This window comes from Amycolatopsis sp. cmx-4-54 (assembly GCF_046548895.1).
In the GTDB taxonomy this organism is placed as follows: domain Bacteria; phylum Actinomycetota; class Actinomycetes; order Mycobacteriales; family Pseudonocardiaceae; genus Amycolatopsis.
Genome location: NZ_JAEBEJ010000013.1, coordinates 86,819 through 106,508, shown reverse-complemented (window position 1 = coordinate 106,508; position 19,690 = coordinate 86,819). Strand labels below are relative to the sequence as shown.

The 19,690-nt window shown below is 68.8% G+C and carries 19 protein-coding genes; 7 read left to right on the top strand and 12 right to left on the bottom strand.

Annotated features, from left to right (window positions below; all coding sequences use genetic code 11):
- Positions 1-236: 236 nt before the first annotated feature.
- The gene (locus ACLJQ7_RS34700) at positions 237-1,139 is read right to left on the bottom strand and encodes an NmrA family NAD(P)-binding protein (protein WP_410652387.1); all 903 of its coding nucleotides are present in this window, start codon (positions 1,137-1,139) and stop codon (positions 237-239) included.
- 97 nt (positions 1,140-1,236) lie between these two features.
- Between ACLJQ7_RS34700 and ACLJQ7_RS34695 the strand changes: the two genes are divergently transcribed.
- A complete protein-coding gene (locus ACLJQ7_RS34695) occupies positions 1,237-1,794 on the top strand; it encodes a TetR/AcrR family transcriptional regulator (protein WP_410652386.1) in 558 nt (185 codons plus the stop codon).
- Between the two features lie 47 nt (positions 1,795-1,841).
- Here the strand turns inward: ACLJQ7_RS34695 and ACLJQ7_RS34690 are convergent, their stop codons facing one another.
- Positions 1,842-5,534, bottom strand: coding sequence for a CARDB domain-containing protein (locus tag ACLJQ7_RS34690; protein ID WP_410652385.1), 3,693 nt, complete (start codon positions 5,532-5,534; stop codon positions 1,842-1,844).
- A 282-nt stretch (positions 5,535-5,816) separates the two neighbouring features.
- Between ACLJQ7_RS34690 and ACLJQ7_RS34685 the strand changes: the two genes are divergently transcribed.
- The 4 genes from ACLJQ7_RS34685 to ACLJQ7_RS34670 all read left to right on the top strand — a co-directional run bounded on the left by ACLJQ7_RS34685 (position 5,817) and on the right by ACLJQ7_RS34670 (position 8,878).
- Complete coding sequence (locus tag ACLJQ7_RS34685) at positions 5,817-6,161, top strand: hypothetical protein (protein ID WP_410652384.1); 345 nt, start codon at positions 5,817-5,819, stop codon at positions 6,159-6,161.
- Positions 6,162-6,540: 379 nt separating this feature from the next.
- Positions 6,541-7,194: a S1 family peptidase gene (locus tag ACLJQ7_RS34680; protein WP_410652383.1), complete on the top strand. Its 654-nt coding sequence runs from the start codon at positions 6,541-6,543 to the stop codon at positions 7,192-7,194.
- Between the two features lie 400 nt (positions 7,195-7,594).
- The gene (locus tag ACLJQ7_RS34675; RefSeq protein ID WP_410652382.1) at positions 7,595-8,593 is read left to right on the top strand and encodes a LuxR C-terminal-related transcriptional regulator; all 999 of its coding nucleotides are present in this window, start codon (positions 7,595-7,597) and stop codon (positions 8,591-8,593) included.
- Between the two features lie 153 nt (positions 8,594-8,746).
- A complete protein-coding gene (locus ACLJQ7_RS34670; protein ID WP_410652381.1) occupies positions 8,747-8,878 on the top strand; it encodes a hypothetical protein in 132 nt (43 codons plus the stop codon).
- On the opposite strand, the gene ACLJQ7_RS34665 is transcribed toward ACLJQ7_RS34670, so the two are convergent.
- From ACLJQ7_RS34665 to ACLJQ7_RS34655, 3 genes are all read right to left on the bottom strand, one after another.
- Complete coding sequence (locus tag ACLJQ7_RS34665) at positions 8,868-9,146, bottom strand: hypothetical protein (protein ID WP_410652380.1); 279 nt, start codon at positions 9,144-9,146, stop codon at positions 8,868-8,870. The genes ACLJQ7_RS34670 and ACLJQ7_RS34665 overlap by 11 nt on opposite strands.
- A 55-nt stretch (positions 9,147-9,201) precedes the next feature.
- Positions 9,202-9,954 (bottom strand): S1 family peptidase, encoded by a 753-nt coding sequence (locus tag ACLJQ7_RS34660; protein WP_410652379.1) that lies wholly within the window; start codon positions 9,952-9,954, stop codon positions 9,202-9,204.
- Positions 9,955-10,028: 74 nt separating this feature from the next.
- Positions 10,029-10,997, bottom strand: coding sequence for a LysR family transcriptional regulator (locus ACLJQ7_RS34655; RefSeq protein ID WP_410652378.1), 969 nt, complete (start codon positions 10,995-10,997; stop codon positions 10,029-10,031).
- 93 nt (positions 10,998-11,090) lie between these two features.
- Here ACLJQ7_RS34655 and ACLJQ7_RS34650 point away from each other — a divergent pair, with 93 nt between their 5' ends.
- Positions 11,091-12,053: a M64 family metallopeptidase gene (locus ACLJQ7_RS34650; RefSeq protein WP_410652377.1), complete on the top strand. Its 963-nt coding sequence runs from the start codon at positions 11,091-11,093 to the stop codon at positions 12,051-12,053.
- A gap of 7 nt (positions 12,054-12,060) precedes the next feature.
- On the opposite strand, the gene ACLJQ7_RS34645 is transcribed toward ACLJQ7_RS34650, so the two are convergent.
- The 5 genes from ACLJQ7_RS34645 to ACLJQ7_RS34625 all read right to left on the bottom strand — a co-directional run bounded on the left by ACLJQ7_RS34645 (position 12,061) and on the right by ACLJQ7_RS34625 (position 16,703).
- Positions 12,061-12,525: an SRPBCC family protein gene (locus ACLJQ7_RS34645; protein ID WP_410652376.1), complete on the bottom strand. Its 465-nt coding sequence runs from the start codon at positions 12,523-12,525 to the stop codon at positions 12,061-12,063.
- A gap of 59 nt (positions 12,526-12,584) precedes the next feature.
- The gene (locus ACLJQ7_RS34640) at positions 12,585-13,475 is read right to left on the bottom strand and encodes a helix-turn-helix domain-containing protein (protein ID WP_410652375.1); all 891 of its coding nucleotides are present in this window, start codon (positions 13,473-13,475) and stop codon (positions 12,585-12,587) included.
- A gap of 10 nt (positions 13,476-13,485) precedes the next feature.
- Positions 13,486-14,541, bottom strand: coding sequence for an LLM class flavin-dependent oxidoreductase (locus ACLJQ7_RS34635; protein ID WP_410652374.1), 1,056 nt, complete (start codon positions 14,539-14,541; stop codon positions 13,486-13,488).
- Between the two features lie 536 nt (positions 14,542-15,077).
- Positions 15,078-15,689 (bottom strand): SecDF P1 head subdomain-containing protein, encoded by a 612-nt coding sequence (locus ACLJQ7_RS34630; RefSeq protein ID WP_410652373.1) that lies wholly within the window; start codon positions 15,687-15,689, stop codon positions 15,078-15,080.
- Between the two features lie 18 nt (positions 15,690-15,707).
- Positions 15,708-16,703, bottom strand: a complete 996-nt coding sequence (locus tag ACLJQ7_RS34625) for a YbhB/YbcL family Raf kinase inhibitor-like protein (RefSeq protein WP_410652372.1) — start codon at positions 16,701-16,703, stop codon at positions 15,708-15,710.
- Positions 16,704-16,758: 55 nt separating this feature from the next.
- Between ACLJQ7_RS34625 and ACLJQ7_RS34620 the strand changes: the two genes are divergently transcribed.
- The gene (locus ACLJQ7_RS34620; protein ID WP_410652371.1) at positions 16,759-17,454 is read left to right on the top strand and encodes a GntR family transcriptional regulator; all 696 of its coding nucleotides are present in this window, start codon (positions 16,759-16,761) and stop codon (positions 17,452-17,454) included.
- On the opposite strand, the gene ACLJQ7_RS34615 is transcribed toward ACLJQ7_RS34620, so the two are convergent.
- The gene (locus ACLJQ7_RS34615; RefSeq protein WP_410652370.1) at positions 17,435-18,316 is read right to left on the bottom strand and encodes a hypothetical protein; all 882 of its coding nucleotides are present in this window, start codon (positions 18,314-18,316) and stop codon (positions 17,435-17,437) included. The two genes, ACLJQ7_RS34620 and ACLJQ7_RS34615, sit on opposite strands and share 20 nt — an antisense overlap.
- A gap of 13 nt (positions 18,317-18,329) precedes the next feature.
- Complete coding sequence (locus tag ACLJQ7_RS34610) at positions 18,330-19,625, bottom strand: choice-of-anchor B family protein (protein ID WP_410652369.1); 1,296 nt, start codon at positions 19,623-19,625, stop codon at positions 18,330-18,332.
- Positions 19,626-19,690: the final 65 nt, after the last annotated feature.

Genomic DNA, 19,690 nt, shown 5'->3' with positions numbered 1-19,690 from the left:
TCCCTTGTGAGACGGTGCCGCGTTAAGCGGAGCAATGTTCCACAAACATACGGAGCATCGTTCCGCTTTGTCAAACGCCCCTCGGCCGAAGCCCGGTCCAGCATCGGAAGTCGTACCGAGGTAGCCCGCCCGCGCACGTTCGAGCAGCGCGCGTCCGTCGCCGTCGAGCGTCAGCGCGGCGCCGCCGGGATCCTCACGATCGAAATATCCGGCAGAGGCTCGATGCGCATCACCCGCTACGCAAGGTATTTCCGCACCCAGTCGGCGAATCCGGTGAGCGGGAGGCCGAGTTCACGGGCATGGTCCGGCCGTCCGGGCTGGCCGACCACGTTCAGCCACTCGTGCGAGGCGCCCATCGGCGGCATCCCGGCGGCGACCGCCTGCTCGACGGTCATGTCCGGTGCCGCCAGCCGGATGCCCAGCGCGCCGGAGAGGATCTCGGCGATCTCCGCCATGGTCAGGAAGTCGCTCGCCAGCTCCAGTTCGACCCCGGTGAACCGGTCCGGGTCGGCGACGACGGCGGCGGCCGCGGTGCCGATGTCGTCGACGGCGGCCAGCGAAAGGGACGTCGACGGCTTGATCACGCTCACCAGACCGCCGTCCACTCCGCGAGGGAAGAGGAACTTCATGTCGGGCAGGAAGTTCTCCATGAAGAAACCCGGCTTGAGCAGGGTCCACCGGGGGAATCCGGCTTCGCGGAGACGGTCTTGGATCGCGGCCTTGGCGCCCAGCGTGGGCTCCATCGACGTCCAGCGCCCTTCGGCCCACCCGTCCGCCTCGACGTGCTGACCCGCACCCGAAACGGAGGTGTGCACGAACTGCGGCACGCCGGCCGCCTTCGCGCCCTCGATGAGGTTGACGCCCTGAGTCACCTCGCCGGAGAAGTCGAATCCGTCGGCGTTCATGCCCGGCATCTGTACCGAGAAGACGGCGCGGGCACCCTTGGCCCCCCGGATCACGGAATCGACGTCGTGGAGGTCGCCGAAGACGAGTTCGGCGCCGAGCGCTTCGACGGCTTTCGCCCTGGCCGGGTCGCGCACCAGCGCGCGGACGGGAACACCGGCCGCGAGCAGGGCGCGGGCGGTCGCACCGCCCTGCCTGCCGGTGGCGCCGGTGACCAAAACGGGGGCAGAGGACAAGGTGACTCCTTCGGGCGACTAAGTGGCGGGGCCCGCCACTTCTCGTCCGCTACAATATGGCGGGGCCCGCCACTTACGCAAACTTCGAGGTGAAGACATGTCCGACGGCAGGCGTGCCGATGCACGGCGCAACTACGCGCGCATCCTCGCGGTGGCCGAAGACGAGGTCGCGGCCTACGGCTCCGGCGCCTCCCTGGAGCAGATCGCGCGGACCGCCAACGTCGGCTCGGCGACCGTGCGGCGCCACTTCCCCACCCGCCGGGCCCTGCTGGAGGCGGTCTCCGCGAACCGGATCGCGGCGTTGTGCGCCCGCGCCGTCGAGCTGACCGGCGAGGACGACAGCCGGAACGCGCTTTTGACCTGGCTCGACGAGGTCGTCACCTACTGCGTCTCCGCCCGCGGTTTGGCGGCCGCGCTCGCCTACGACGGTCCCCTGGAGCACGAGAACTCCTGTTCCGTCGCCATCGAGGAAGCCGGAGATCCGCTCGTGCGGCGGGCAGCGCGGGACGGCGTGGTGTCCTCGGACGTCACCGTCGCCGACCTGATCACCCTGATCGTCGGCATCGTCCTGGCCACCGAGCACTACCCGGATCCCGCCGCACAGGCGGACCGGTTGTTCCGGTTGGCCGTAGCGGGCCTGAGCCCCCGGGCATGAAACAGGGCCGGAGCGGTCTCCCGCTCCGGCCCCGGATCACTTCCGGCCTATCGCGTACGTCGGCCCGACGAGGCCACCGCCGGCACCGGCCCGCCGTTGATCACGAACTGCGACCCCGGCTCACGGACGATGTCGCCGTTCGCGGAGTTCGTGATCGTCACATTCGTCAAGGTCGCGCTGCCGCGGGCGCCGCTCATCGCGAGGATGCCCGCGCCGTTGTTCGACTTGTCGATCTTGACGCCTCTGAGGGCCGCGGTCACGACGCCGCCCCCCGTCTTGAACTGGACACCGTCGTAGGTCGAGTCGTGGATCTCCGTGTCCCGCAGGACGACCCCGGGGATGTCCTTGCCCTGCGCGAAGAACGTGATCGCGCCGAACTCCTGCTGCTCGCCCCAGAACACGCCGCCGCAGCGGTACAGGGCGTTGTTCGCGATGAGCGTCTCCCCGGAGAACGGCAGCGGGTCGTGATCCGTCGCCAGCATGATGCCCGGGTAGTTCATCGTGTCGTGGACGATGTTGTTCTCGATCTTGTTGCCGTAGCCGCCGTAGATCGCGATCCCGTTGGCCCGCCACGGGAGCTGGACCGTGTTGTTGGCGAACACGTTGTCGTGCGCGATGTCCTGCGACGGATCCTTCACGTACTGGTTCGCCCACACCGCGAGCGAATCGTCACCGGTGGTACGGAACGAAGAGTTGAACACCTTCGAGTTCCGGGTGCCATTGGTGAAGTTGATGCCGTCGGCGTAAGTGTTCCGGATCCGCATACCGCTGAACTCGAGGCCGTCACCCGGGCCCCACAGCGCCGGGAGGTTGCTGTAGTCCCGGCCGACCCACACGCCGACGTTGGCGTGCTCGATCCACACGTTGGAGATCTTCGTGCCGGTGCCGAACCGGCCGTTGAGGCCGACGCCGCCTTCCGCGCCGCCGTCGCCGCCGCGGATCCGGCCGGAACCGAGGATGGCGATGTCGGAGATCTGCGTGTTCTTGTCGATGTCGAACCCGAAGTTGCCCTCGTGCGGATGGTTGATGCCGCCCGCGTTCTGCGGCTCGATCTGCGAGTAGAGCTGCGAATGCCACATGCCTGACCCGCGGATCGTCACGTTGGAGATGCCGATCTGGTTGTACTGGCCGCCGCCGTTCGGCACGTTCGGGTCGTCGGTCAGGATCTTCTTCTCCTGGCGCCACTGCCCCGCCGGGATCCAGACGCAGCCGATCACGCCGTTCTGGTCGTCGGTCACCGCGCGCTGGATCGCCGCCGAGTCGTCGTTCCCGTCGTTCGGCACCGCGCCGTACTCCGTGATCGACACGCAGTTCGCGGGCTTCGCCGACGCCGGGGCGACCTGTTCCAGATCGATGAGGTCGACGATGTAGAACGCCGCGTTGTCACCGCTGTCCCGCTGCAGCTTGAACTTCGTGCCCGGCGGATACGACTGCGACAGCAGCGCGTGCGACTCGTCGAACAGCCGACGGGCGTTGGCCTGCGGGGTGTTGGTCAGGCCTTCGGGATCGTCGGTGCTGCCGTAGAGCCAGCTGTGCTTCGACGACAACGTCAGTTTCTGCGCGAAAGTCCCGTTGACGTACAGGCTGAGCGTCGCGTCCTGCCCGCCGCCACCGGGGGCGTCGGGAATGGAGTTGCGCACGACGATCGAGTTCGCCTGGTTCGCCGACGTGAACTCCACGTACTGTCCCTGGTTCGCCAGCCGCACGGACTTCCGGCCCGACGATTCGGTCCCGAAGTTCGTGTGGCCGAACGTGCGAAGCGGGTCGGCCTCCAGCAGTTGTCCTTGGTACTGCGCGGCTTCCGCCTCGTATTCGACGTACGGGACCGCCGCGCCGCGGCCCACGACGATCGCCCGCGAGAGGCTGTTGTTGGACTCGTTGGTCTCGGTCACCGTGCCGTTCGCGTCGGCCGTCGCGGTCAGGGTCGCGCCACCGTCGGCGGCGGTCCACGTGCCCGAGATCGCGACGTTCGCGGTGGCACCCGCCTCGATCGCCCCGGTGGCACCGGTCAGCCTGGTGTCGCCGACCGCCAGCCGGGTCACCGAAGCGCCTGCGGCGCTCGTGCCGCGGTTGCGCACGGCGACGGTGAAGGACACCGCCGAACCGGCCGCCGGATTGGGCGGGTTCGAGGTGATGCCGGTGACCTCGAGGTCGGGCCCCGGCGACTGGGCGACGACCAACGGGGTCGGCGAGGTGTAGGTGTTGTTCGTTTCGTCCTGCTCGGCCACCTTGCCGGCGGGGTCGGTGGTGGCGGCCACGGTGTACGTCCCTTGTGGACGCGTTCCCGCGTCGACGGTCACCGTGGCGGACTCGCCGGCGGCGAGCGCCCCGACCGCCGCGTCACCGACGACGGTGCCGCCCAGGCCGACGTTCACGGTGGTGGCCGCCGCGTTCGCGGTGCCGGTGTTCTTGACCGTCGCGGACACGGCGAGCCTGCTGGTCTCGGTCGGGTTCGCCGGTGTCCAGGTGGTGCCGGTGACGACGAGGTCCGGGTTCGGCGCGGGAGTACCGATCACCTGGAATTCCGCGACCTGACCGCCGGGGGCACCGGAGTTGGCGAAGAACTGAAGGCGCACCTCCGAAGCGCGTCCGCTGACCGGGATGACCACCGAATTCCGGTTGATGGCCGGGTCGAAGCGGTGGTCGGCTCGCGCCGACAGGGCGGTGAACGCGGTGGAACCCTGCGGACGGCCGAGGACCTCGAAGTTCTGCGTCCGCGCACCCCAGATCGCGTCCGGGTCGAGTTTCACCACGACCGAGTCGACGTCCGCGTCGACCCCGAGCTTCACCGTCAGCGCGTTCGGGTACCCCGCAGCGGATTCCCAGTATGTGGCGGCGTTGTTGTCGTTGGCGTTGGCCGCGACGAACGAATGGACCGTCGACGTGGCCTCGATCGGTTTACCCGCAGCCAGGTTCGCGCCCGCGCTCGTCCCGGAGCGCACGACGTGGTTGCTGTCGCCGGATTCGTTGCCTGCCGCGTCCTTGGCGCGCACGAAGTACTCGATCCGTGTCCCCGTGGGCCTGGCTTCGGTGAACGTGGTGCCGGTGATCGAGGTGACCGGCGTCCCGTCGCGATAGACGGTGTAGCCGGAGACGCCCACGTTGTCCGCCGAGGGCGACCAGGTCAGCCGGATCTGACCGGCGGCAGGCTCGGTCAGCGCGAGATTCGCCGGCGCGCTCGGCGCCTGCGTGTCGCCGGTGTCCGGCCCGTACAGCTCGAATTCCGCGAGTTGCGCGGCGGGCCACCGCGAGTTCGCGGTGACCTGCAGCCGCACGTAGCGGGCCGACGCGGTCATCGGGATGGTGACGGTGTTGGTGCCGGGAGCGAACGCGTAGCCGGTCGGCGCGGCGAGATCGGTGAACGCCGTGCCGTCGGTGCTTCCGCGCACGGCCAGCGTCTGGGTGCGGGATTCCCAGCCCGCGGGGAGTTTCAGCACGATCCGCGAGAGGGATTTCGCGGTACCGAGGTCGGCCTGGATCCACTGCGGGAACGCGTTGCCGGCGGATTCCCAGTAGCTCTCCTGGTTCCCGTCGACGGCGTTCGCGACGGGATAACCGGGCAGCGCGCTGCTCGCCGACACCGTGCGGGTCAACGGCACTTCGGCGAGTGCGGCCGGAACGGGGGCGGCGACGGGGTCGGGAGGTGGCCCGCTCGCGGCGGAAGCGAGGGAGAGTCCGGCGACGGAAAGCCCCGAGACCAGGAGACCGGCGATGAGCCGGGACAGGCGCATACGTGTCATGGCGTCTTCTCTTCTTTGAGACGGCGGGGAGGGAGCCAGAGCCGTACGAGCATGCAACAACCCGGTGACAAAATGCAAGAAGTAGACATGTTTCAGAAATTTTGCGACTTCCGCCGAACTCGATACCTCTCGACCCTCACCGGGCTCAGCGTTGCGCCTACGCTCGTTCTCCCAGATTCGACGTTTTTGTTTCCTGCGGCGGAATACGAGATCTCGTATTCCGTCAATACGGAGTACAGCTGTACACTCAACTCAGGCTAGCCGCGTGGAGGTCGATTCCTGATGGACGTGACGAAAACCCTGAGGTCCGCACTCACCGGGACGACGAACGAGTCGAGGTCCGCGGTCCGGGAGCTGCGACGAGAGACCGAAGACCTCGTGGCGCGCCGCGCGGGCCGGACGGCGAACCGGCTGACCGAACTGGGCGAGCGACTCGCGGATCTGGTCCTGGTCTCCGGAAGCAGGCTCGCCGGCCTCGCCGAACGCCACAACATGCCCGCGGGCGAGGGAGTGCGCCGGGAGGCGGGCCGGATCGGCGAGTCGGTCGAGCGGTTGTCCGCCACGCTGTCGGATCGGACGATCCTGCTCGCCGAGGAACTGCTCGACGCGAGGCCCCGTCGCCGATGACCGCGGGGTAGCTCGCGGCGCGCACGTCGCCCGAAGGCCCCATCCCTCGGTTCAGCCGAGGAAACATGAAGGCCCCCTTCATTGCGTCTAGCGCAGTGAAGGGGGCCTTCATGTACTTCGAGGATCAGCAGGCCACGACTCCCCCGTGGCCCATCGGTGCCATCGGCACTCTCGTGCCGAAAGCCCCAGGCCCGGCACCGTCCGGCGCGGCCTTCTCCCGTCTTTAGTCGCTATCGACCGCCGTATCCGCCTGCCTAGCATGGCAAAACCGATTTCGGATCCGGCCGGGCGATCCCTGGCGATCCGTCGCGGCCGCAAAACGGGTGACCCGTCGACTCTTTCCCCGATTCCCCTGTTTCCCCTGCTTTGGAAGGCACCCATGCGCATCCGAGGTCTCCTCACCGCCCTGCTGTGCGCGGCCGGGCTCACGACGGTCGCACCCGCCGCCGTCGCGGCCCCCATCATCGACGGCGAATACGCCCAGTCCGGCCCGTGGGCCGCCATGATCGAACAGAACGGCGAGCAGTGGTGCTCCGGTTCGATCATCAGCGCCCGCTGGGTGCTCACCGCCCGGCACTGCATCGACGAACCCGGCGCCGACTACTCCGTCCGGGTGGGCGACGTCGACCATCGGGCCGGAACGTACGCCGTGGCGGCCGACATCCACACCCCCTCCAGCGGCGCCGACATCGCGCTGCTGCGGCTCGACCGCTCGGTGAGCACGACGTACGCGTCCCTCGGTACTTCCGTCGCCGTCGGCGACACCGAACACGTCTATGGCTGGGGCTACAACGAAAACGGTGACCTGCAGCGCTACCTCAAGGTCGCACGGATGACGGTGACCAGTGTCGGGAATGGATTGATCAAGGCCCGCCGCGGCGACGGGCTGACCAACGGCGGCGACTCGGGCGGTCCGGTCTTCGTCGGCGGCAAGCAGGTCGGCGTGCACATCGCCGGCAACAAGGTGGACACCTCGACGCACACCAGCATTTCGGCGAACCGCACCTGGATCCGCGACACCTCGGGCGTCTAGGTCACGGCGAACGTGTCGTGGTGTGCGCCCTGTCGCACAGACTGTCCCATCGACTGCCAAGGTGGGTCTTCGTGGCGCAAGCCAATTGTCCATACAGGACATAGAGGCTTCTCCGCGTGTCCGATTTGGGCGCTTTGCTCGGGGTCGCGAGTGGCAATGGTCGTTCTAACGCTCATTCCCACTCGCGACCCCGGCGCAAATGCCCAAAGTGCTCAAATCGGGCACCGAACAGTGACCCTAAGTCCCTTATGGACAGTCGCAGCGCGGCGGATCTGTGCCGACCGGGCCGCTCGCGCTCTCGGGACCCGACACGTTTGCCTTGTCCCTCGATAAGTCACGGCGAACCGGTCCTGGAGCGATGGCGCCACCGCTCCAGGACCGCTGAGAGGGCAGGTGGAAAGTGGTATCGACGACGCCCCCGGACGGGCTCGGCACGCAGCTCGCCAGACTGGGTCTCGGCGCGACCGCCGCCCGGCTCTACCGGCGGATGCTCGAAAGCGCGCCCGTCACCGCCGACGAGCTGGCCTGGCGGGAGGACGACCCGGAAATCGTCCAGCTGGCACTGAAGGAACTGGCCGACGCGGGGCTCGCGGTGTCGTCCGGAGTGGACGGATCCGAGTACCTCCCCGCGAACCCCAGCGAAGCGCTCACCGCGCTGACCACGCGACGGCAGGCCGAACTGCACGACGCGCGGCTCGCGGTCCAGACCGCGTACCGCGCCTTCCGGCGGGCGCATTCGGGGATGCCGAACGCGCAGGACCTGCTCGAAGTGGTCACCGGCGACGCCATCATCCCCCGGCTTCAGCATCTCGCGACCACGGTGCGGCATCAGGTGCGCCGCCTCGACTCCCCGCCCTATTTCACCGGCGGCCGCCGGAATCTCCTGGAGGAGGAGCAACTGCGGCGCGGGATCACCTACCGTTGTGTCTACAGTGGAGCGTCGCTCGGCGATCCCGGCTATCTCGCCGCGAACATCCTGCCGTGCCTGCGCGCCGGCGAACAGGCCCGCCTCCTGCCCGAGCTCCCGGTGAAACTGACGCTGTTCGACGACCGCGCGGCGACCATCGCGCTGACCATCCGCGAGGCCGATCGCAACCAGTCCATCGTCATCGTCCGCCCTTGCAGCCTTTTCTCCGCACTGGAGGGATTGTTCGAGACCTCCTGGGCGACGGCGCTTCCACTGGACCGGCAGGGACGGACGTCCGAGCAGCCGATCCGGCCGGTCGAACGGGAACTGCTGCTCCTGCTCGCCGCCGGGCGCAAGGACGACGAGATCGCCGCCGAACTCGGCGTCAGCAGGCGAACCCTGTTCCGTTATCTCGAGAACCTGATGCACCGCGCCGGTGTTTCCAGCCGGTTCCAGCTGGGGATCTTCGCCGCGCACAACGATTGGCTCTGAGCTCCCCCGCATTTCGTCCTCTGAATGCGGTAGTTGGCAATGCGAACGATCGCATTCAGAGGACGAAACGCGGGGAGCTCACCCGGACGGGGTCACCCGGGTGGCGGCGAAGGCGCCGAGAGCGGATGGTGATCTTGAAAGGAGGGCGGAATCATGGGGAACCACCGACACCACACCGGCACCGCGTCGCTCCGGATCGCCGCCGCCGGCCTGCGGGTGATCGCGGTCGTCGTCGCGGTCGCGGCCTGCGCCTGGCTCGCGCTCTGGCTCGCGTTCACCCTCTGAGTCCCGCCGGTCCCGGCTGGGCTTCCGGCGGGCTCTCCGGCTCGGGCACCGGACGGTCCGGACCCGGATCGGGGACCCGTTCGGGCACCCCGGGATCCGGCACCGGCCTACCCGGGTCCGGCACCGGCTCCGGCCTACCCGGGTCCGGCACCGGCTCCGGCCTGCCCGGGTCCGGCACCGGTTCGGGAATCCCGGGGCCGGGAACGCCGGGGTCAGGCGGCATGGGGTTCGGCGGCGCCGGAGGCGCGGTCATTCGAGCATTCGTCATCGCACTACCTCCTGCTCACGCCTCTACCCGATCGGCCACCGGACGAAACGGCTCCTTAGCCCGTCTGGGTGGCGATCCAGTCCGCGATGACGTCCGCGCGCGAGGTCGTCTCGATCCCGGCGTGCGGGCAGTCCGGCCCAGTGGTCTCCAGCGAGACCAAGGCGCCGCTCTTGCCTCCCGGGACGAAATACGGCGCACCCGAGTCGTACGTGCAGGCACTGGTCGTGATCGCGGGTGCCGCGCCGCGGACACCCATCGTCGTCGGGGCGACCGTCGCCACCTGGACCGTGCCTTGCTGCATCCGGGTGGCCGGAGCGGGGTTCTTGGCGGTCAGGCTGCCCCAGCCCGCCAGCGTCAGCTGCTGGCCGATCTTCGGGAGAACGCGGTTCACCGTCAGCGGGGTCACCATCGTCACCGGGGTGTCCAGTTTGATGAGGGCGACGTCGTTTTCCTTCGCCTGCAGCACTTCGGTCGCCTTGCGGGCCACGCCCGATTCGATCGCCTCGTCGACGAGGCCCAACGTCACCGTCGTCGGGTATGGCACCTTGCCCGCGACACGCTTGCGGTTCGCGTCGTGGAAGCAGTGCCCGGTGGTGACGACCCACCCGGGTGCGACCAGCGCACCCGTGCAGTAACTGCTGTAGGTCGAGCCGTCCGGGCGCGGGATCTTCGTCATCGCGATCTTCGCGACGAACCCGAACTGCCCCAATGGCACATCGGTGCCATGGGCGATGTCCGGCGCGGCGAACGCGGCCGGAGCGGTGGTGATGGTCAGGACAGCAGCGGCCAGCAGGGCGCGCAGACGCAATTTCTTACCCTTCGTCGATGAGCTGACCCGAGGCTAAGACCCCTGCGCGACAAGGGGAATTCCCCGACCAGGTGTCACCCGATGGCACGCCGGGCCGGTTGCTCGCGACGTTCGAGCCAATGCCGATAGGAATGGCTGCTTTCGGTGTCGGACCGGTAGGCCGCCTCGGCCGCGGCGATCAGGACGTCGCTGTCCGCGCCGAAGGCACCTTCCGTGCTCCAGGCGATCAGGTACCGCATCCACAGCGGATCCTCCGCGAGGGGCCGGATCGCGATCCCGGGTGAGGCGGGGAAGGTGACCTGGCACGGGGAAATCGCCCGGCCGGCGGCGATCAGGCGTTGCAGGGGCCGCAACTCGGTGCTCCGGTGCGCGACCAGCGGCCGGAATCCCGCCTGAGCACAGGCTTCCTCGAAGCACTCCGGCCAGCCGGCACCGTCGGGCGGCCCGAGCACCCATCGCTCCGCGGCCAGATCGGCGAGGTCGATCTCGGCGCGTCGGGCGGCCGGATGATCCGCGGCGATCGCCACGAACACCGGTTGCGCGGCCAAGGGTCGCGACGCCACCCCGGGGGCCGACGGCAGGCTGTGCCCGGGGTAGTCCGCGACCACGGCCGCGTCGAGTTGCCCGCCCGCCACGAGATCCAGCAACCGCAGGGGCGAGAACTCGGTGGTCACCGAAACCGCTTGCCCCCGGCCGGAATCACCGAGCCGGTCCGCCAGCTCGACGACCATCGAACCGCCGATCCCACCCAGCGCGACCGGGCGCTTCTCGCCTTCCGCCAGGAAACGCGCCGCGTCCCGGTGCATCGTGTCCGCCGCGGCGAGGACGGCGCGGGCGCGGACGAGCACGCATTCACCGAACGCCGTCGGAAACACCCCGTCACGCCCGCGGACGAACAAGGTTCCCCCGAACGCGCGCTCGATCCGTTGCAGGGCGGCGGTCAACGCGGGCTGGGTGCTCCCGATCGCGATCGCCGCGCGCGTGATGCTGCCCGCGTCGGCGACGGCGCACACCACTCGCAGGTGACGTAACTCGACGTCCATCACGCGGACCTTATGGCCACTTGGGATGTGCCGGAAGCCGTCGAAAGTCGGGATCGTTTTTCGTACTCCCCCTCGTCCCCGCAAGGAGTACGCATGCGACGCGCCTGCCTGATGGTCGCGCTGACCGCCACCCTCGTCGCCGGGCTCGTTCCCGCGACGGCGTCGGCGGCGCCCGGATTCACGACGTCGATGGAGGCCTTCGAACCAGGAGGGACCATCACCCGGGTGGACGTCACCCGGCCCGCTTCGGACAGAACCGCCGCGCCGCGGCAGATCGCGACCGCCGCCGCGGTGACCCCGATCGAAACCAACGGCCCCAGTGAGACCACGTTCGACCTGGTCTTCGTCGGTGACGGCTACACCTCGACGCAGCTGGGCACGTACTCGCAGCACGTCCGCAACAGCATCGCGGCGTTGTTCGCCATCGAGCCGTACAAGAGCCACCGCAAGCAGTTCAACCTCTGGCAGGTCGACGTCGTGTCACCGCAGTCCGGCATCACCAACGACCCGACCCAGGGGGTGCGGCGCAACACCGCGCTGGGCTCGTACTTCTGGTGCGGCGGCATCGAACGGCTGTTGTGCGTCAACGAGACCAAGGCGAACCAGTACGCCGCGGCCGCGCCGGACGTCGATCAGGTCATCATGCTCGCGAACACCACCAAGTACGGCGGTGCCGGTGGCGGCGTAGCGACCTCATCGGGCGGCAACATCCAGGCCAGCCAGATCGTCGCCCACGAACTCGGACACTCCATCGGTGGGCTCGCCGACGAATACGACTACGGCACCTGCGACACCCGCGAACCCCGGGAGCCCAACGCTTCCGCGCTCACGGCCCAACAGATGAAGGACCGCCGCGCCAAGTGGTACACCTGGCTCGGCAAGCCCTCGCCGGACGGCGGCACGGTCGGCGCTTTCGAGGGATCCCGCTACTGCAAGACCGGGATGTTCCGCCCCAGCGTGAACTCGCTCATGCGCACCCTCGGCCGGCCCTTCAACCCGCCGAGCACCGAAGCGATGATCGCGGGCTTCCACCGCGAAACCGCCCATCGGCACTGATTCCTCGTCATGGCTTCCGGACCGGGCTCCCGGCATGGGCGGCGAGCCCGGTCGCCATGTCGCGCATGAAGCGGCGAAGGTACCAGCGGAAGATCCACGCGTTGCCCTTGCCGACGCGATACGTTCCGTGCCAGCGGATCCGGGTTCCGCCGCCGGGCGATTCGCACAGATCGACCGAGGCCTGATAATCGACCATCACCGGCACGTCCACGCCCTCGTAGGCGAACCGCCGTTCGGGGTCGAGGGCGGTGATCCGCTCCTTGGTGAGCGTCTTGCCGGTGCGGAAGGCACGTACCGCGCCGACGCCGTCACGGCCGTCGGCGGAAAGTCCTTGCGACGCGGCGACTTCCAGTGAACCCACCCGTGACCAGACCGGCCAGCTGCGGGCGTCCAGCAACAGTGCCCACACCGCGGCGGGCGGCGCCGGCGATTCGGCGGTGACGTCGTACGACTGCGTTCCAGAGCTACTCACACGCCTCACCCTAGGAACGGGCGGACGGGCTCACCATGCGTCCGATTGCGGGGCGGCGGTCAGGAATTGCGGTACTCCGACGGGCGCGATCCGGTGTGCTTCAGGAAAGCGGCCGACAAGGCGCCCGGAGTGGCGAACCCGCATCTGTCGGCGATCCCGGCGATCGGCAGGTCGGTGTCGCGCAGCAGCCTTCGCGCTTCCTCCATCCGTAGCCCGGCGAGAAAACGGTGCGGGGTCCGGCCGGTCTTTTCCTTGAAGACCCGGATGAAGTGGTAGACGCTCAAATGCACTTCTCCGGCGATTTCGGCGACGCTGAGCGGTTCGGCCAGCCGGTCGCGCATCATCGCCACCGCGGCGCGGACCCGGTGATCCTCCCGTCCCGCGTCCGGCGGCTCCGGCTTCCGCGCGTGGCGGGTGAGCAGGTGCACGGTGAGGAAGGCGGCCGCGGATTCGGCGTAGAGGTCGTCCTGCTCCCTGGCGTTCCCGACCGCCCGCACCAGCTCGTCGAGCAGCGGGTCTCCCCCGGCGACGGACGCGGCCATCGCCTCGTGGTCCACCGCGCGGCCACCCAGCCGCGCGGCCACCGACTCCACCGTGGTCCCCGGGATGTGCACCTGCAGGCTTCGCATCGCTTCGTCACCGCGGTAGCGGCGCTGCAGCGGCATGCCGGGAACGGCGAGTTCGAGCCGTCCCGGCCCCCACTGGTGCCGGTTCCACCGGCGTTCGCCGCGGGTCTCCATCACCGCCCGTCCCGAAAGCGGCAGGACCAGATGCAGATCCGCGACGGCGGGCAGCCGCATGTCCTCGGCGACGGGAACGTGGTCGAATCGCTGGACGAGCAGCGACTCCCAGCCGGAATCCTCCCAGCTGCAATACGTCCGCCGGACATAGCGGGACATGTCGAAACCGGTGTACGGCTGAAGGTCGAACCGCTCGGAATCGAACACCACGCCTTCGAGGCTAGCCGAGCAGCTCCTTCACGCGCGGGACGACCTGCTCGCCGTAAAGCCGGATCGAGTTCAGGCGCTGCTCGTGCGGAAGCGCGCCGACGCTGTATTTGAGCTGGAATCGCGACAGGCCGAGGGCCCGCACCGCCCACGCGATCTTCCGCGCGACCGTCTCCGGAGAGCCGACGAACAGCGCGCCGCGCGGTCCGGCCATGGCGTCGTAGTCGGCCCTGGACATCGGTCCCCAGCCACGTTCGGCGCCGATCTTGGCGAAAGCGGCCTGGTGATGCGCGAAGTGCTGGGCGACGGCGAGTTCGTCGGTCTCGGCGACGTGGCCGGGGCTGTGCATCGAGATCGGCAGCTCCTGGTGGCCCGCCTCCTTCACCGCGCGCCGGTACAGGTCCGCGAGCGGAGCGAACCGCTCCGGAGACCCGCCGATCACGGCCATCACCAGCGGCAGGCCGTACGCGGCCGCGCGGACCACCGACTGCGGGGTGCCGCCGACCCCGACCCACGCGGGCAGACCGCCCGATTCGGTGACCGGGAACGCCTGCGCGCCTTCCAGTGCGGGGCGGACGGTCCCGGACCAGTCGACCGGCTTCTCCCCTTGCAGACGCGTGAACAGGTCGAGCTTCTCGGCGAAGAGCGCTTCGTAGTCCTCCAGCGAGTAACCGAACAGCGGGAACGACTCGGTGAACGAGCCCCGGCCGAGCGTGACCTCGGCGCGCCCCCGGGAAACGGCGTCCAGCGTGGCGAACCGCTCGTACACGCGCACCGGGTCGTCCGAACTGAGCACCGTGACCGCCGTGCCCAGCCGGATCCGTTCGGTCTGCCCCGCGATCGCGGCCAGCACGACGTCCGGCGAGGACACCGCCATCTCCGCGCGGTGATGTTCGCCGACGCCGAAGTAGTCCACGCCCACCTGGTCGGCGAGAACACCCTCGGCCACGACCTGGCGGATGGCTTCGGCCTGGCTCACCGGCTGGCCGTCGGCGCCGTTCTCGACGTCGCCGAAGGTGTCCAGGCCGAAGGTCGGCCGCTGCGGGGTGCCCAGGATCTCGTAACCCATGTCCAACTCCTCAAGTAGTTGAACGCTCAAACGTCGGGCTCGATGATCGTATTCCGCGCCGGGACGGTCAGAGCCAAGGGTGTCTCAGGCACGTACTGCGGTCGAAAGTCCGTGAAGGCCTCCTTTCCTACCCTGAAGGTCAGGGTCCCGGCAAAGTCGCATAAACGCCGGCGGTGCCGCTATTGATGATTCGACTGGACCTCCAACGGGACAGATGTCCGAGGGGCCCGAACGGATAATGTCCACAAAGGACACCAGGTGACAGATTGGTGTCCATTTGATGCTTCTCTGCACGGTTTCGGACGGGGTCGTGAGTATTAAGGGTGGTTCTAACGCTCCTTATCACTCACGACCCCTTCACAAAATGCCCGAATCGGACACGGTCACCCCCGAAAGTGTCCCCTGTGGACGGTCGCGTAGGTGTCAGGCCACCTTGACGCGCCCCTCCGCCACCACCTTGACCAGCGGATAGACGACTTTGCCGGGACCCTACCCACAGGGTAGACAAGGAGGCCTTCACGGACTTCCCGCGAGCTTCAGGCCCCGGCGATGTCCCGCGCCAGCTGTCGGGCGTCGGACATGGTGAACTTGCCGGTGATCTGGGTTTCCCCGCCGGTGATGGCGGACTGGATCGTCGGCGCGGTCAGCACCCGGCTCTTCAGCACCATCGCGACCTGTTTGCCGACGTTCGCCGCGGTCCAGTCGGCCCACGTCCGCGCACCCGCGTCGGTGAAGCTGAGCCCGACGAGCGGGCCACCCGACTGCGAATCGAGGAGAGCGTTCGCCCGGCTGAGGCCGGCTCCGGTGAGGAAGGCCGGGCCGAGCAGGTATTTGGTGCCCTGCACGCGGTCACAGCTGACCAGCGGGAGCGCCGGATCGTCACGGCCGTCCAACGGATCCGTTCCCTGCGAGCAGTCCAGTGCCGCCGCGGCGGCCTGCTGTTCGGCGGGATCGGTGCTCTGCCGATCGGTCGCCGCGCCCGTCGCCGGACCGGACGGCAGCTCCGCCAGGACCGGGCGGAACCGCAGCCGCGATCCGTCCTTGATCGCGAAACTGTCATCTTCCGGCTCGGCTTGGCCGGAAACCCCGCCCTCGCATCCGGTGACACCGAGCAGGACGAGGGCGAGCGCTACGAGGATGTTCCGCACGGACGTATTCTGCCGTGTTCAGTCCTCGCGCGTGGGCGAAACGCCTCGACGCCGCACGGTCCGTTCGAGAATTCCGAGCGTGGCCTTGAGCGCCGACTCCGGGACCACGGGGAACGTGATGCGCTCCTTCCACTCCTCGCCGACCTCCGACCAGTCGTAGTAGGACGTGACGAGCGTGCCGCCCTCGGCGGGCTCCAGCCGGTAGCCGTAGACGTGCCGGGCATGCGGCCGGACCCGGCCTTCGACGGTCCAGGCGATCTCCTCGTCCGGGACGAGGGTGGTGATGACGACCTCGACGTCGTACTTGCCCAAGGGCACGTCCCCGAGCGCCTCCCGGTCCATGTGCACGACGAACCGGTCTCCCGCCTGCTCGACCAGGCCCCCTTCCGCGTCGAGGAGCATTCCTGACGCGTCGATGTCGACGTGGCCCTTCGGGTCGCTCAAGACGGCGAAGATCGCCTCGGCGGGAGCCGGGACGAGCCGGGAGACCTCGATGCGTTCGGGGCCGGGGGTTTCCGCCGTGGCGACCAGGACGGCGCGACCGAGTACGTGCTGGGAGATGGTGAAGCCCAGGAAGGCGGGCGTGCAGTCGGCCGGGACGCCGAGCGACTCGACGTCGAGGGCGTGCACCACGACGAAGTAGCGGTGCACGCCGTGGCCGGCAGGCGGTGCGGCACCGACGAAGCGGGCCAGACGCGCATCGTTGGGGACCTGAAAGGCACCTTCGGGAAGCGCGGAGCCGCTGTCGTCGCCGGCCCCTTCCGGCAACTCGGTGACGGTCGCGGGGATGTCGGCGACCGCCCAGTGCCAAAAACCGGAGCCGGTGGGGGCGTCGGGGTCGTAGACGGTGACGGCGTAGCTCTTCGTGCCGCGCGGGGCGCCACTCCAGCTCAGTTGTGGCGAGAGGTCCTTACCGGCCAGCTGAGCCGGCGACCAAGCGGCACTGTCGGCGGTAGAAGTACTGGTGACAACGAAGGAGGCCACCTCGGGCAGCCGGGCGAAGGGATCGTTCATGAATCGACTATAACACAGATAATCGATTATCTATCGGTTCGTCTATGCTTCGCGGATGGCTTCACCGGACAAGCAGATGCTCTCCGAGCAGGTGTACACCCGCCTGCGGGACGCGATCATGCGCGGCGACCACGCCCCCGGCGCCCCGCTCAGACCGCAAGACCTCGCCAGGGAACACGACGTGAGCCTGGCGGTCGTCCGCGAAGCGCTCGTGCGCGTGGTCGGCGACGGCCTCGCCGACCGGCTCCCCAACCGCGGTTTCGCCGTCCCGGCCTTCTCCGACCGCCGTTGGCAGGAGATCACGGAGGCCCGCCGGACGATCGAACCGCTCGTGCTGCGCCTCTCCGTCGAACGCGGCGACCTAGACTGGGAGGGCCGCGTCCGCGCCGCTCATCACCGCTTGAGCCGGACGCCGCCGTTCGATGACGGCGAAGGCGAACACCTCAGCGGCGAGTGGTCCGAAGCGCACCGCGTCTTCCACCGCACCTTGCTGGACGGCTGCGGAAATCCCGTCCTGCTCGAAACCTTCGACCGGCTGTGGACCGCGAGCGAACTCGCCCGCCGCTGGGCCGCACGGCGCTCCCCCGGCCGCGACCATCTCGCCGAACACCGCCTGCTGGAAGAGACCGCACTGGCCCGAGACGCCGACGCCGCGGCCGAAGCACTGACCCGGCATCTCACCCTGACCGCGGCGGCGCTGACCGAAAAGCCGGGCGCGGAAGCCGTTCCGGTCAGTCCACCGCCACCGTGATGGCCGCCGTGTGCACCCGCCCGCCGTGGGAGAATTCGAGGAACAGCCGGTACTCCCCGCGTTCCGAGAACAGCGAGTGGAAGGTCAGCTCGCCGTCGACCAGTGCCGCGCCGAGCGGCTGCACCGGATGCAGATGCGTGGCCGACAACAGCATGGTGTGGAATCCGGTCATATGGCCGTTGGCACCCAGGTGCGGGTCGACCGCGGTGACGAGCGCGCCGTCGGGGCCGCGGAGGGCGAAGCGGAGGACCTGCGCCCGCATCGCCGGGATCCGGGCCTCCCCGTCCACCCGCGCCACGCGATATCCCGTGGCCGTCACCGTGTCGCCCGCCGGAGCGGGCACCGGAACGAAGGTCGTGTCGCCCGGCACGGTGAACGGGACACCGAGCACCACCGGATGCTTCGGATCCTTGGTGTCGAGCGGGACGAACTCGGCGAACATCCGGTAGGCGCCGCCGTCGGTCAGCGCGAGGCTCGTGTGCCAGGTGTCGCCGTCCAGCGTCGGATGCACGTGCTGGAAGACGTTCATGTCGTCGCGCACGGCGAAGAAGTGCATCTGTTTGGTCTGGTTGTCCAGGAAGCGGGTGACCGGACGCCCGTCGGGCCCGAGGATCCGGAACGCGACCGGCACTTCGGGGCCGCGGACGGCCGGCGTGGTCACCCGCTCGAACCGGTACCCGCTTTCCGCCTCCGACAGCCCGTCGCTGTGCGCGGCGGGCAGCAGATCCGCGGTCACGACGGGCTGCTGGTGGGCGGAGTGCGCGGAGCCGGGTGTCGGCCGGAGCGCGACGAACACCGCGGCCACGCCGATCACCAGTGCCAGCGCGAGGAACAACCAATCCGTGATCCGGGGCTTGCGCACGCCTGCCCTCCGGTCACTTGCCGCCGAGGTTCGGCTTCACCACGACCAGGCCCTGTTCGATGCCGTTGACGATGACGATGCCACTGGCGAAGTACGGGTAGTTGCTCCACGCGCCGTTGAAGCTCGCCGCGTTGCCCGCCGGGTAGATATCGAAGTAGCCGACCTCGGACAACCGCGCCGAAGCGACGCCACTGACGTCCAGGATGCGCAGGCCCGCCTGGTAGTTCGCCTGGTAGGAGTACTTGCCCTTGATGTACTGGTTGTGGTCGATCGCGGTGGCGGGCGAACTGTAGACGCCGGTGTGCACGGGGGCGGACAGCTTGGCCAGGTCCCAGATGTAGGTCTTGGTGCGCTTGTCGGTGCCGCGCGACTCGTCCAGTTCGTCGTCGAGCAGGAAGTAGCGCTGGTCGCCGGTCAGCCAGCCCTGGTGCGAGTATTGCGCGCCCGAGTAGCCCTTGCGCGAGATCTGGACCGGCCTGGCCTTGTCGGTGACGTCGACGATGGTCAGCGTGTCCTCGTTGGCGTTGAAGCAGATTTCCCTGCCGCTGTAGGCCGTGTCCGGTCCGCGGTAGACGACGCACTGCGTGTCGTGGGTGTAGCCGTCCTGCGAAACGCAGCCCGCCTTGGCCGGCGCCTTCGGGTTCTGGATGTTGACGACATGCGGTCCGCCGCTGCACGTGTTGGAGCCGATCGCGTAGGCGAATCCGGTCTCCTCGTTGATGGCGATGTTGTGCGCGGGACCGAATTCCCGGTACAGCGCGTCGGCGGTGAAGGTCTGCGGTGTGGTGACGGTACGGAGCCTGGTCAGGTCGAACACCTGCATCCCGTGCCCGGTGATGAAGTCGGCCACGATGAACGCGTGGTTCTTGTACACCTTCATGTCCCGCCACGAGCTGCTGCCGCCGTTGGAGGGCAGGTTGCCGAGGAACTTCGGCGAGGTCGGGACGCTGAGGTCGACGAACGCGGTGCCGTTGGTCCGCCCGACGATGGCGTATTCCTTGCCGGACGACGGATCGGTCCAGCCCCAGATGTCGTTGCCGTTCCCGCCGCCGAGACCGGACAACGGGAGCACGCTGAGCAGGTCGACGTTCTTGCACGGGTATTTGTCGGCCTTGCCGTCGACGCACGGAACACCCGCCGCGGTGCCGGTGACCGCGTGCCGTTCCGCCGGGACGTGGTCGGCGAGGAAGGTCCGGGCCGCGGCCTGCCCCTCCGCCGTCTCGGGATCGTGCGCGGACGCCGCCGTCATCGAGAACACCAACGCGGAGGCCGTCAGAACGGCCATCCCCATCATGCGCACGAGTTTCATCGAGGTGCTCCTCACCGGGTTTCGGTCGGCTTCCGACGTTAGGAGCGCCCACTCCCGATGTATCC